General features: G+C 55.9%; 13 protein-coding genes. 4 read left to right on the top strand and 9 right to left on the bottom strand.

Features of this window, described 5'->3' with window-relative positions:
* Positions 1-90: 90 nt before the first annotated feature.
* Both mtgA and SPV1_RS14460 read right to left on the bottom strand, forming a co-directional pair.
* On the bottom strand, positions 91-831 hold the full coding sequence (mtgA, locus tag SPV1_RS02525; RefSeq protein ID WP_009849524.1) for a monofunctional biosynthetic peptidoglycan transglycosylase: 741 nt from the start codon (positions 829-831) through the stop codon (positions 91-93).
* A gap of 508 nt (positions 832-1,339) precedes the next feature.
* The gene (locus tag SPV1_RS14460; RefSeq protein WP_160315783.1) at positions 1,340-1,492 is read right to left on the bottom strand and encodes a hypothetical protein; all 153 of its coding nucleotides are present in this window, start codon (positions 1,490-1,492) and stop codon (positions 1,340-1,342) included.
* Positions 1,493-1,525: 33 nt separating this feature from the next.
* Between SPV1_RS14460 and SPV1_RS02520 the strand changes: the two genes are divergently transcribed.
* Positions 1,526-4,999: a GGDEF domain-containing phosphodiesterase gene (locus SPV1_RS02520; RefSeq protein WP_160315782.1), complete on the top strand. Its 3,474-nt coding sequence runs from the start codon at positions 1,526-1,528 to the stop codon at positions 4,997-4,999.
* Between the two features lie 96 nt (positions 5,000-5,095).
* On the opposite strand, the gene SPV1_RS02515 is transcribed toward SPV1_RS02520, so the two are convergent.
* Genes SPV1_RS02515 through SPV1_RS02485 form a run of 7 tightly spaced genes read right to left on the bottom strand, consistent with a single transcriptional unit; the run spans position 5,096 to position 10,529 of the window.
* The gene (locus tag SPV1_RS02515; protein WP_009849522.1) at positions 5,096-5,644 is read right to left on the bottom strand and encodes a DUF924 family protein; all 549 of its coding nucleotides are present in this window, start codon (positions 5,642-5,644) and stop codon (positions 5,096-5,098) included.
* On the bottom strand, positions 5,641-6,513 hold the full coding sequence (locus SPV1_RS02510; protein ID WP_009849521.1) for a dihydroorotate dehydrogenase electron transfer subunit: 873 nt from the start codon (positions 6,511-6,513) through the stop codon (positions 5,641-5,643). Before SPV1_RS02510 ends, SPV1_RS02515 begins: the two co-directional genes overlap by 4 nt.
* Positions 6,506-7,798 carry a dihydroorotase gene (locus SPV1_RS02505; RefSeq protein WP_009849520.1) on the bottom strand — a complete coding sequence of 431 codons (1,293 nt, stop codon included), beginning with the start codon at positions 7,796-7,798 and terminating at the stop codon, positions 6,506-6,508. Before SPV1_RS02505 ends, SPV1_RS02510 begins: the two co-directional genes overlap by 8 nt.
* Positions 7,795-8,784, bottom strand: coding sequence for an aspartate carbamoyltransferase catalytic subunit (locus SPV1_RS02500; RefSeq protein ID WP_009849519.1), 990 nt, complete (start codon positions 8,782-8,784; stop codon positions 7,795-7,797). The genes SPV1_RS02505 and SPV1_RS02500 overlap by 4 nt, the downstream gene beginning before the upstream one ends.
* The gene (gene pyrR, locus SPV1_RS02495; protein WP_009849518.1) at positions 8,781-9,302 is read right to left on the bottom strand and encodes a bifunctional pyr operon transcriptional regulator/uracil phosphoribosyltransferase PyrR; all 522 of its coding nucleotides are present in this window, start codon (positions 9,300-9,302) and stop codon (positions 8,781-8,783) included. The genes SPV1_RS02500 and pyrR overlap by 4 nt, the downstream gene beginning before the upstream one ends.
* Positions 9,299-9,838, bottom strand: a complete 540-nt coding sequence (gene ruvX, locus SPV1_RS02490; protein WP_018294016.1) for a Holliday junction resolvase RuvX — start codon at positions 9,836-9,838, stop codon at positions 9,299-9,301. Before ruvX ends, pyrR begins: the two co-directional genes overlap by 4 nt.
* The gene (locus SPV1_RS02485) at positions 9,810-10,529 is read right to left on the bottom strand and encodes an FAD-binding oxidoreductase (protein WP_231288248.1); all 720 of its coding nucleotides are present in this window, start codon (positions 10,527-10,529) and stop codon (positions 9,810-9,812) included. The genes ruvX and SPV1_RS02485 overlap by 29 nt, the downstream gene beginning before the upstream one ends.
* 49 nt (positions 10,530-10,578) lie before the next feature.
* Between SPV1_RS02485 and SPV1_RS02480 the strand changes: the two genes are divergently transcribed.
* From SPV1_RS02480 to SPV1_RS02470, 3 genes are all read left to right on the top strand, one after another.
* The gene (locus SPV1_RS02480; RefSeq protein ID WP_009849515.1) at positions 10,579-11,430 is read left to right on the top strand and encodes a 50S ribosomal protein L11 methyltransferase; all 852 of its coding nucleotides are present in this window, start codon (positions 10,579-10,581) and stop codon (positions 11,428-11,430) included.
* The gene (locus tag SPV1_RS02475) at positions 11,427-12,383 is read left to right on the top strand and encodes an acetyltransferase (protein WP_009849514.1); all 957 of its coding nucleotides are present in this window, start codon (positions 11,427-11,429) and stop codon (positions 12,381-12,383) included. The genes SPV1_RS02480 and SPV1_RS02475 overlap by 4 nt, the downstream gene beginning before the upstream one ends.
* Positions 12,384-12,476: 93 nt before the next feature.
* On the top strand, positions 12,477-13,135 hold a 659-nt coding region (locus SPV1_RS02470), incomplete at its 3' end, for an HAD family hydrolase (RefSeq protein ID WP_081441957.1).

The following is a 13,135-nucleotide window of genomic DNA, read 5'->3' as shown; positions in this document are numbered from 1 at the left end:
AAGTCAGAGGTGTTCACGGTGGCTTCCCTCCCTATTGGATCAATATCGTCAATATGGCGCCAGATCTCAATGTTTTTGTGTTGGGAGTTGTTAGCGAGGAATGCGTACCATCGGCATATAGTGGCGGATGGTGTTCGATTTTTCGGATATCCACTCCGTTCGTCGTCCATCGTAGTAGCGGGGGTTGGGCAGGATCGCGGCCAGGCGGGCGGCCTGCCAGGGGGAGAGCATGGAGGCGGGAATGCCGTAGTAGTGGCGGGCGGCAGCTTCGGCCCCGTAGATGCGGTTGCCCCACTCCGCATAGTTCAGGTAGAGCTCCAGAATTCGCCGTTTGGAAAGCGTGGCCTCAAGCATTACGGTATAGATTGCCTCCTCAGCCTTGCGCAGAAGTGTGCGCTCGCCCGAGAGAAAGAGGTTCTTGGCCAGCTGCTGTGAAATGGTCGAGCCGCCGGCCGTGATATGCCCGGCCTTCAGGTTTTTTTCCATGGCCAGCTGAATACCATCCAGATCAAAGCCGTTGTGATCGACAAATGAGGCATCCTCGGCGGCAATTACCGCGCGCTTGAGATTCACGGAGATGCGCTTGTACGGAACGGGGTGATGTTTTAGCCGCGCTTTCGGATTTTTTATGTGTCTGCTCTCCAGATCCTGCTGCATAAAGGCACTCATCTGCGGGTTTCCGGCGCGCCATGTCAGCACCTGCGAATAGGCCCAGCCAAGCCAGCCGGTAAGCAGGATTAATGCAGCCAGCAGAGCGTATTTGAACAGTTTAATCACGGGCAGGGCTGTTGCTGCAACAGGCGCGCGTTCCTGTATGGTTGAAGTGAGCATGGTGTGCACGCTTCATCATCCGGTAATTCCATCCCATGAGTCAGGTCACAGTTTCAGAATTTTTCTGTATATTCATGTGAATCCTGCCTCCCGGGTTGTGCAGCTATCGACAATACTGCGCAAGAATACCGCAAGCAGGACAGCGCTACACCTAACGTGATTGCGGGCGATCTGACGGTGCAAAACAGGCCTGAGTCCGAATGCGTTACATACTGTTTGCCAAGGGATTTTCAAAAAGTTAAAGACGTAATAGCCTGGATGAGGTATATTTAATCCGGTTAGCGTCAGTAAATGGAAGGGCATTTCCCTGCTCTGGGGCGCTTTCTGTTATATCAAGTGTTATTAAGTCTATTTGTTCTGAGCTGCAGGTCCGAAGAGGCACCTGCCTGAAATGATGCCGGAGGATCACTTTCCATAGAGAGGGCCAACGGCAAACGAGATGCGATCTGTCCTGTAGCAGGTATGCATGATGAGGATTTATGTATAAAACATTGTTTTCAGGTGCCATTTAACGATGAATAGGCGGATCAGGCCAGGTGATGGCTCCGGGTGGGTTCAGCATCATTTTTTTGTTCTGCTCGGGGTGCTGTTCGCCGCTCTTTTCTGGATCGGGGAGTCGCTGCTTCATTTCTACTTTTTTGAGCCGGGGAATCTGTCCCATGATCTGTTTCCTACCGTATACCATGAAATGTGGATGCGAATGTTTATTGTGTGCATGTTTCTGGGGTTCGGTTTTTTTACCCAACGCATAGATGACGCTCGTATGCGGGCTGAAATAAGGCGAGGCGAAGAACAGTTCAAGGCTTTGATGGATGTATCGCCCGAGGCGATAGCGGTGCATCAGGGTGGGCTATGGGTGTATGCCAATGATGCCGCCGCAAAGCTGTTTGGCGGCAAGCAGCCGGAAGACATTATCGGTCGGCAGGTAATGGAGTTTGTGCACCCCGATGATCATATCGTGGTTCAGGAGCGGATGCGTCAGCTATTCGAGGGAGAAGCGTTGACTCCGAAGCTGGAGGAGAGACTGCTACAGCCCGGCGGAACATCGATATTGGCAGAAGTTTATGCCTTGCGAACCGAGTTCGATGGAAAGCCTGCCGTCATGGTTGTGGCCCGTGATATTGACGAACGCAGGCGTGCGGAATTAGAGCTACAGCGAAGTGAGCTTCGTCTCAAAGAAGCACAGCGGGTTGCCCACCTGGGAAGTTGGGAGCTGGATCTGTTGGAAAACAGCCTCTGGTGGTCGGATGAGAACTACCGCATATTCGGTGTGGAGCCCGGCTCGGTAAACACCTATGACACCTTTCTGGCTACGGTGCACCCGGATGACAAGGTGTATGTTGACCGGGCCTACACGGCATCGGTCAAGAATCGGACCCCTTACAACATCGAGCACCGCCTGCTGTTGCCGGACGGCTTGGTGAAGTGGGTCAATGAACGCTGCGAGACCTATTACCATGATGATGGCACGCCCCTGCGCTCGGCTGGCACAACACTGGACATTACCGAAAGCAGACACTCAGCGGATGTTATTCGATTAAGTCAGGAACGCTTTGCCACCATCTTTCGCCAGGCGCCTTTGGGTATGGCGCTGATTGATTCGCTCAACGGGACAATCCATGAGCTTAATCCACGATTTGCCGAGATCGCCGGCAGGTCTGTCGAGGAGATGAAGGCTGTTGACTGGATGAGTATTACTCATCCGGAGGATGTGCAGGCAGATCTGGATAATATGGCTTTGATGAATGCGGGAAGGATTCCCGGCTTTACGATGGAAAAGCGGTATTTTCGCCCGGATAGATCGATTGTCTGGGTCAGAATGACGATTGCACCATTGAGAGGGGAGAAAGGCAGCTCGCCGCAGCACCTGTGCATGATTGAGGATATCACCGAGCGTAAGCAGGCTGATGAAGCACTCAGGGAATCAAAGGATTTGCTCCGCTCGATCATCGAACATGCGCCGATTCGTGTGTTCTGGAAGGATGCCCAATCGCGTTATCTGGGCTGCAACAGCGCCTTCGCGCATGATGCCGGCCTGACGCAGCCGGAGGAGTTGGTCGGCAAAAGTGATTTCGATATGGGCTGGCGGGAGCAGGCTGAGCTTTACCGCACCGACGATCATCGCGTGATGGCATCCGGCGAAGCCAAGCTGGGCTTTGAGGAGCCGCAGACGACCCCGGAGGGCAGGCATATCTGGTTGCGCACCTCGAAGGTGCCGTTGCGCAGTGCCGCCGGAGAGCTCTTCGGCCTGCTTGGCATCTATGAGGACATCACTCAGCGTAAGGAAGCGGAGCTTGAGCTGCTGCAAGCGAACCGGGCTCTGCGCACCATTAGTGCATGTAACTCGGTGCTGGTTCATGCCCGTGACGAAACCAACCTGCTGCAAGAGATGTGTCGGGTGATTGTGAAAACCGGCGGCTATTTGATGGCCTGGGTGGGGATCGCCGAACACGATGCCGGCAAGAGTGTGCGTCCGGTGGGGCAATCCGGTTATGAGGAGGGTTACCTGGACAGTGTGAATATCACATGGGCCGATACGGAGCTGGGACGGGGCCCCACCGGCACCGCGATAAGAACAGGAAAAAAAGTCGTCAATCAGGATTGCCTGAATAATCCGAAGATGGCGCCATGGCGTGAGCAAGCTATCAAGCGCGGTTATCAGTCGAGCATCGCCCTCCCTCTTGCTATCAGCAAAGCCGAAATGGCAGTACTCACCATCTATGCAGCCGAGCCCGATGCATTTAACCTTGATGAAGTGGCATTGCTGGAAGAGTTGGCCAGTGACCTTGCCTATGGTATCGGCGCGCTGCGCACGCGGGTCGCGCATAAAGAGGCAGAGGATAGACTGGATTTCATGGCTCATCATGATGCGCTGACCGGTATGCCCAATCGTATCCTGTTGCATGACCGTTTTGAGCAGGTAGCAGCAACAGCCAGACGCCGTGGCTCGAACGTGGCCATGCTCTTTCTTAACCTGGATGATTTCCATCTGGTCAATGATGTTCTGGGGCGCAGCCTTGCTGATCATATGCTTGTTCAGGTGGTTGAGCGGCTGCACGGCTGTATACGTGAATCAGATACGATCAGCCGCGAGGGTGGCGACGAATTTATCATTCTGCTGGGCGATGTAGGCGATCTGGCGGCCATTGAAATCATTGTCCAGAAGATCCTTGATGCCTTTTCTGAGCCATTTACTGTTGATGATCACATCGTTTCAGTTACCTCCAGTATCGGTATCTCCATCTTTCCGAATGATGGCAGGGATTTTAACAGGCTGATTAGTCAGTCCGAGGCAGCCTTGCAAAAGGCCAAGGCTGCAGGGAAAGATACCTATAACTTTTTCACCGAGCAGATGAATATCAACGCGCTGGAGCATATGCAGTTGCAGGGTCAATTGCGTCACGCCATCATCAATCAGGAATTTCGCATCTACTACCAGCCCCAAATCGATACGCTCAACGAGCGGATGATCGGGGCCGAGGCACTGGTACGCTGGCAGCATCCACAGCATGGGCTTGTTCCGCCCCTTAAATTTATCCCGCTGGCCGAACGGAGCGGCCTGATCATCCCGCTTGGTGAGTGGGTGCTCAATGAAGCGTGCAGACAGGCTCAGGTCTGGCGGAAGAGAAACCGGATGCCATCGATGGTCATGGCCGTCAATCTCTCTGCAGTCCAGTTCAAGCGTGGCAATATCGTTGAGACAGTGATCCAGGCCCTTGAGCGATCAGGTTTGCCGGCCGAAAACCTTGAGTTGGAGCTCACCGAATCCATTTTGCTGGATGATGTCGAGGTTGTTATGGAAACGCTGCATCGCCTGAAGGATATCGGTATCAAGCTTTCCATCGACGATTTCGGGACAGGTTATTCAAGCCTGTCTTATCTGAAACGACTGGCGGTGGACAAGCTAAAGATCGATCAGTCTTTTGTACGAGACATGGTTGTCGATCCTGAAGATGCTGCCATTGTAAGCGCTATTATTCAGCTCGGACATACGCTGCAACTGACCGTTATCGCTGAAGGTGTGGAAACCCGCGCTCAACTGCAACTGCTAAAGAGCCTGGAGTGTAATGAAGTACAGGGCTATCTGTTCAGCCGCCCGATCCCTGCCGAAGATTTTTCCGGCCTGTTTGAACAGGCAGGGGAGAGTGGCATGAATGATAAAGCGTGATACAAAACGAGGTGTTCATTGCGAGTTAGTAGCTGCCTGTGTTCAGCGGGCAGAAAGGGCGGGATAAGCTTTAAATGGATGGTGCTTCGCCGCTTGTCAGAATGAGCTGTCCGGCTGGGTGAGGAATTCCAGCTCTTCCGGCGTGGATGTTCTGCTGAGGATGGCGTTGCGGTGAGGATAGCGGCCGAAGCGGTCGATGATGATCTTGTGCTTGATCTCGAACTCCAGGTTGAACTCCACACCCGGTTGATCGAACAGTTTTACCGCCTGGGTGTGAATCGCCATCGATTCGCTGTGCATATAGGGCATATAGAAGAAGGCTTTTTCCGGCGCATCAAACTCCTGATCGGCTCCGATGCGTATTGCCTCCTGTGCCAGTACCAGCGCCATGCCGTCCCAGGCGAAGGCCTGCGGTGTGTTTCTGTAGATATTGCGTGAAAACTGGTCGAGTACAATGATCTCGGCGAGTCGACCGGCTGCATCTTCGCGCCAGTTATACAGTTTTGCGGCGCTCGCATCGGCATGCAACTCGCTGAAACGCTGTCGGATTTCCTCATCCAGTGCAGTATCTGCGACCCACCACTGGCGCGGCTCAAGCTCCGCAAACCAGAATTCCAGCACATCCATGGCGGTACTGCCTGTCATGCAAACTCCGGCAATAGCTCCGCCGCAAACACCGGCCCGTCAACACAGACGCGGCGATATTTTTCCTGACCCTCTTCAAGCGTTTTAACCACGCAGCCGGCGCAACCGCCGATACCGCAGGCCATATGCTCTTCCAGGCTGAGGAAGGTAGGGATCTCCAGCTCGCGTCCCAGCTTTGCTACTGCATGCAGCATAGGATGCGGCCCGCATGAGAGTAGTACGCAACGCGCCCGTTCATCCGGCCGCAGGGCCTGCAGATAATCTCTGGCCAGATTCGGCACATGCCCCTCATAACAGCCATAGAGGCCTGCATTGGAGGCCAGCCGGGACGGTATACCGCGCTCTTCCAGCGAGCGGATGGTGAGAATGGCGTTGCCATTAATGCCGGGCAGTAGTGTGGTTGACGGCTTCAGGGCAAACGGGAATTCGACTTCAGAGCCGGCAAAGAGGATACAGTCGGCCTTGCCCTGCAACTGATCTGCGGCAAAAATCATTGGTGGAATACCGACGCCGCCACCGATCAGCACGTATCGTTTGGTGTGGTCGGAGAGGTCGAACGGCACGCCGATCGGGCCGAGCATCGGAATAAGGTCTCCGGCTTTGCGTTCGGTCAGCAGTTGTGTGCCTTCGCCGATGGCCTTATAGAGCAGGTCGATTGTACCGTGCTCCGGATCGGTGAGCATAATCGAGATCGGGCGGCGCAGTGGCCGCTCCGGTGAGACGCGCAGGTGTACGAACTGACCGGGTTTTGCCCGGGCGGCTGTTTTTGGTGCATGCAGGCGCATAATATACTGATCACCCGGATGGGTGACATGAGCCAGTACCCTGGCCTGCTCTTCAAAGATGGTGGCATCCTGCTCTTTACTCATGCACGACTCCGTCGCTGAATACGACCCGCCCGGCTTTGATAGTATGGGTAACGCGCCCTGTCATCTGCTTGCCGTGCCACGGCGTATTTTTACCCTTGGATACCAGTTTGTTGCGATCCAGCATCCACGTGGCATCGGCATCGAAGATGGTGACATCTGCGTCTGCGCCGGTTGAGAGTGTGCCTGAATCAAGCCCCAGCAGGCGGGCCGGATTACAGGTCATCTTGGCGATCATATCGGACATGGATAGTACGCCATCACGAACCAGCTCAAGCGATACCGGCAGCATGGTTTCAAGACCTACAATGCCGAAGGCGGCGCAGGAGAGTCCGCAGCGTTTATCATCTTCGTGATGCGGCGCATGGTCGGTGGCGATGACTTCAATGGTGCCGTCTCTCAACCCTTCGACGACGGCCAGTCGATCCGCTTCGGTTCTCAGCGGTGGACTCATCTTGGCATCGGAATTATATCCCAGCACCTCATCTTCGGTCAGGGCAAAGTGGTGAGGGGCAGCTTCCGTGGTTACTTTCAAACCCTGTTTGCGCGCCTGTCGTACCAGCTCCACGGCGCCTGCCGTGGAGATATGGGCCACATGATAGCGTGCATCGGCGAGCTTGGTCAGCATGATGTCGCGGGCAATCATTGAGTCTTCACCGGCTGCCGGCATGCCTTCCACGCCCAACTGGGTGGAAATCCATCCCTCATTAACCGCACCGCCCTTGGTCAGCGCCTTCTCTTCAGCATGCTGGATCACCATGAAGCCGAAGCTGGCAGAGTACTCGAGGGCCTTGCGCATCACGCCGGCATGCCAGATCGGCAAGCCGTCATCGGAAAAAGCCACGCAACCGGCGCGGGAGAGCTCGCGCATCTCGGTCAGCTCCTTCCCGTCCAGGTTTTTTGTCACAGCACCAATCGGGTGCACATTGCACAGGTTCACCTGTCTGGCTCGGGCGACAATCTGCAGAGCAATGCCTGCATGATCGATATGGGGGCCGGTATTGGGCATACAGCACATGCTTGTGACGCCGCCTGCTACAGCCGCGCGGGAGCCCGATTCAATATCTTCCTTCCACTCCTGGCCTGGTTCGCGCAGGTGTACATGCATATCAATCAGGCCGGGGCAAACCACCTTGCCGGTGGCATCAACCAGCTGATCCGGCTGCTCGCCCTCAAAGCTGCCGATGCCGGCAATTCTGCCATCATTGATCCACAGGTCGGCGACGGTATCTATGCCGTTGGCCGGATCAATGATATGTCCGTTTTTTATCAGCAGTGTGCCGCTCATGCCAGTGACCCCTGTGCCTTGTCATCGGACAGTGGTTTGCCGCTGTCCGTACTCTTCTCTTCATGCTGTCCGCCGCACAGGGCGGCCAGTACAGCCATGCGCACGGCCACGCCGTGCTCCACCTGATTGAGGATATGACTCTTCAGCGAATCAGCCACATCGGTGGCAATTTCCACGCCGCGGTTCATCGGGCCCGGATGCATGACGATGCAATCGGGGCCGGCTGCACGCAAACGCTTCGCATTCAGACCGTAGGCCTCGTGATATTCGCGGATGGAGGGGAAGGCGCAGCTGTCGGTCAGCCGTTCGGTCTGAACGCGCAACATATAAACGGCATCGGAGCCGGGGAGTGCTGCATCAAAATCATGATAGACCTCGCAGCCATAGCGCTCAATTTGCGACGGTAGCAGCGTCTTCGGAGCCACTACGCGCATCGTATAACCCAGCTTTTGTGCCGCCAGCAGGTGTGAGCGGGCCACACGCGAATGGGCGATATCGCCAACGATGGTAATGATCTTTCCCTTAGGCGATCCCCATGTCTGTTTGAGTGTTAGCAGGTCGGTGAGAATCTGGGTCGGATGCTCATGCGCGCCATCGCCGGCGTTAACCAGTGCGGTGTTGGGCAGATATTCGGCCAGGAACTCACAGGTGCCGGCCAGTGAGTGACGGATGACCAGCACATGTGGCTGCATCGCGGCCAGCGTCTGACCGGTATCGAGCAGGGTTTCCCCTTTTGTCGTCGCGCTGGTCGAGGCCGAGATATTAATCACATCGGCAGAGAGTCTCTTGCCGGCCAGCTCAAAACTGGTACGGGTGCGTGTTGAGTTTTCAAAGAAGAGGTTGATAATGGTTTTGCCACGCAGTGTCGGTGCTTTTTTGATGGAGCGGCGGTTAACCTCAATAAAGGATTCGCCCATGTTGACCAGATACTCGATCTGTTCACGCGAAAGATCGGCAATGCCGAACAGATGTTTGATGGTTTTCATTGCTCCTCCGCGCTTGATGGATCGCGTTGTTCGATATACCAGGGACCTGCCGTGACCAGTTTGATTGAGCAGCCGGGGTCGGCATTATAGTTCAGCCCCACCAGATCCGGAGCGATGGGCAGCTGATGGCCGCCGCGATTGACCAGTACAGCCAGTTTGACCGCGGCCGGACGACCGTAATCGAAGATCTCTCCCAACGCCGCCCGAATGGTGCGGCCGGTATAGAGTACGTCATCAATAAGCCAGATAGTTTTTCCGTTGAAATTGTGTGGTAGCTGCGATGGCTTTACTTCGGGGTTGGGAGCGATGGTATCCAGGTCGTCGCGATAGAACGATATATCCAGATTACCGCGGCAAACCTGTGTGCCGCGCGCCTCCAGCAGCTGTTGCAGGGCGTTGGCGACCTTGGCGCCGCCGCGCTGGATGCCGATCAGATGAACCTGCTCACCCTGTATGGCGTCGGCCATGTGGCCAATGGCATCTTCGACCGCCTGATGATCAAATATGATGCTACTCATAGTTTTTTCCCCGTAAGCTGCGGATTGGAAGCCAGGAAATCCTCCAGAATGACTGCGGCGGCTGTCTGATCCAGTTTTTCCTGCACCTTTTTTTCGCGCAAGCCCTGTGCATAAAGTCGTTCTTTTGCCGTCCAGGTGGAGAGGCGTTCATCCTGGAATGTAACCGGCAGTGGCAGCGTTTTTTTCAATTCGGCTACGGCGGCACGGGCATCAGCGGCCTGCACTCCTTCGGTGCCATCCATATTTTTCGGCAGACCTGCGACAACAGATTTTGCGCCGTACTCCCTGACGACCTTGGCCAGCTGCTGAGGCCAGCCATGATCCCTGCGCATCAGGCAGGTCACGCCGCGGCAGCTGATGCCGAAACGGTCGCAAACGGCAACGCCAATGCGTTTCATGCCGATATCGAGCGCAATCAATGGCAGTGCGAAATCGGGCGGGAGATCTTTGTCAGGAATCCGGGAGGAGGAAACAGGCTGTTCAGGCCGACTGGAATCGGTCACAGGGTCAATAGTTGAGCAGGATGCAGCTATCATCAAATCCGAGATGATGCAGCGTTTCCGTGCATGCGTCCACCATTGCACTCATGCCGGCGAGGCACGCCACGGCATGGCTGCCGTCCGGAGCATCGTTTTCCAGAGCATGCTGTACATAACCGATCGGGCCATCCCAGCTGTCATGGCCGGCCTCCAGTGTGATCGAGACCTCAATATCATGGCTGGCCAGCTCAGCCAGCTCATCGGTCAGCATCTGGTGCATGGCGGTCCTGAAGCCGGCATAAATAGCGACCTTTCCGAAATCCGACCGGTGACAGATGATATGATTCCAGAGGCTGCGTAGCGGTGCAATGCCGGTGCCTACGCCGATAAGGTAGACATCCTTACCCTTGTGCGTATTCAGGTCGAAGCCCTTGCCCATCGGCCCTTCCACTTCCAGCTCTGCACCTGCTTGCATATCGCAGAGATAGGCGGATAAGGGGCCGGCATTTTTAATATAAAACTGATAAGAGGAGAGCGATTCCGGTCCGGAAGCAATAGCAAAATAACCGGCTGCAGGCTCCTTTACGCCGGGGATAGCCAGGCGCACATACTGGCCGGCCGTGAATGATCGGACATCTGCACCGTCCGGAGATGCCAGCGTTAGCTGCATGACGGTATCGTGGCATGCCGGGTCAACCATTCTGATATTTTCTTTGACCCGCATGCGATAAGCAGAAGAGTTGTGCACCAGCGACCTCCATTTAAGAGGGCAGTATTGGAACGAAGGGGAACAAAAGATGCAAGCAGGAAAATGTCTGGAGCTGCGAATACCGGCAACCGCGATGGAAGAGGACGACTTTATGCAGCTGGCCGGTGCCCTACAGTCTCTGGGGGTAGCGAGTGAGACGGATGCTGATTCCAAAGCTTGTGAACATCTTGCCTGGTTTGCCATAGATGAGGATGAAGCTAAACGACGCGCCGGGTTAACGGCGGCTGTTTTGCTGGCCGGCCTGCAGCCTGCGGATTTTACGCTGACGACACTGGAGCAGCATGGCTGGGAGACGGCCTGGCAGAAGGACTGGCATGCGATGCCGGTAGGCAAGCGGCTCTGGGTAAGGCCATCGTTCTGCGAAGGGCCGAACGACGGGCGTATCGATATTGTGCTCGATCCCGGTATGGCTTTCGGTACCGGTACGCATCCGACAACGCGTCTGTGTCTGGAGGCTATTGAGCGCATCTGTGATAAGCGGCCGCCGTTGACGCTGCTGGATATGGGGGCGGGCTCCGGACTGCTGGCCATTGCCGCTATCAAACTGGGTGCCGGATCGGCACTGGCTGTCGATATGGAGCAGGATTCTGTCGACGCATGTCAGGCCAATGCCGGGATTAACGGCGTTGCACTGGATGTGTTGCTGGCCGATACGCCGCCGAAGCAGCAGTTCGAGCTGGTGGTGGCCAATATTCTTGCCGCGCCGCTGGTATGGATGGCAACAGAGTTGTCGGCATGTGTTGCCGATCATCTGATTCTCTCCGGTCTGCTGACCACACAGGTGGATGATGTTTGTGCTGCCTATGCGGCAGAAGGGCTGGTCGAGGTGCGCCGCGACACTCTGGAAGAGTGGGCCTCGGTGGAGCTTGTACGGAAATGAAATATATTGATGTATTCAACGGGGATGCCGATGGTATCTGTGCATTGCATCAGTTGCGGCTGGCCGCGCCGCGTGATGCGGAGCTGGTTACCGGGGTAAAACGGGATATCGCACTACTCAAACGGGTGCATGCCGAAGCCGGTGATCAGGTGACGGTGCTGGATATCTCGCTGGATAAAAACAGGGATGAGCTCAACCGTCTGCTGGCCGGGGGCGCCCGTGTACGCTATTTCGACCATCATTTTGCCGGTGAAATACCGCAGTCGGCAGATCTGGAGGCTCATATCAATACGGATGCCGATGTCTGCACCAGCCTGCTGGTGAATGATTTTCTCGGGGGCGCATATCTGCCCTGGGCTGTCGTGGCGGCATTCGGTGATAATCTGTTTGCATCGGCGAGAGCGGCAGCGTCGCCTCTGGGGCTCACCGATATGCAGCTCTCGCAGCTGGCGCACCTGGGTACGCTGATTAATTACAATGGTTACGGGGTAGAGCTGGACGATCTCTATGTCGCGCCGGATCAGCTCTACCGGGAGGTCGCCCCGTTTGCCGATCCGTTTGCATTTATCGCTGATTCGGCGGCTTATCGGCAGCTGGATGAGGGGTATGCATCCGATATGGCGCAGGCGCGCGAGCTGGATTTTTCTATTGATGAGAGTGCGATCCGGGTGGTGTTCTTGCCGGATGCTCCCTGGACGAGGCGTGTCTCCGGCGTATTCGGCAATGAGCTGGCGCGCGGGGCTCCTGCACGGGCGCATGCACTGGTAACGCTGCTGCCCGGCGGCGATTACCGGGTAAGTGTGCGTGCGCCGTTAGAGAACAAGTCCGGAGCCGATGCGCTCTGTATGCAGTTCCCGAGCGGTGGCGGGCGCAAAGCTGCAGCAGGCATCAATGCCCTGCCTGCCGAACAGCTGGATCATTTCATTGCAGCTTTCAGAGCCGCCTACAGCTGAGCTTCTCAGGGGCTGCCCGTTAAGACCGGGTTGCTGTGATGGTCTCATTGCGGAGTATGTAAGCGTAACGGAGGTGTTCGGGTGTATCTGATCATGTTTGATATCGATGGTACTCTGACCGAATCGTACGCATATGATCAGCAGGCCTATGTCGATGCATTTTTCGAGGTGACCGGCTACCGGGATGTGAATACCGACTGGCATGCTTACCGCCATGTGACATCGCATGGCATTACAGCCGAGGCGATACGCAACTGCCGGGGCAGGGATGCAGAGCCGGCGGAGGTTGCTGCCATTGAGCAGCAAATGCTGGAGTGCTTGCAGCGGCTGCACCTGAAGGCTTCCGAACAGTTTTACGAGGTTGCCGGCGCATCTGCATTTTTACGCTACCTGCGCCAGCGCGACGATGTTGCGATTTCGATTGCGACCGGATGTTGGCGGAGCGAGGCGTTGTTCAAACTGGAGGCCAGCGGTATTGACGTCGATGGTATTCCTCTGGCTGCATCGGAAGATGGAGGCAGTCGGGTGGAAATCATGGCGGTTTCAGCAGGGAAGGCGTTACGCAGCGCGAATCTGACGGCTTTTGAAGGGGTTATCTATTTCGGTGATGCCCTCTGGGATGTGCGGGCCGCGGCCGAACTGGGTTACGGGTTTATCGGTATCGGACAGCGACTGGCTTTGTTGCGTGAAGCCGGTGCAAAGTTTTTGCACCGTGATTATAGCGACATCAAGGGCGTTGTCCGGTCGTTGGC

Source organism: Mariprofundus ferrooxydans PV-1 (assembly GCF_000153765.1).
GTDB lineage: Bacteria > Pseudomonadota > Zetaproteobacteria > Mariprofundales > Mariprofundaceae > Mariprofundus > Mariprofundus ferrooxydans.
Note: the sequence above shows the minus strand (reverse complement) of the source record. Positions and strands in the feature narration are given on the sequence as shown.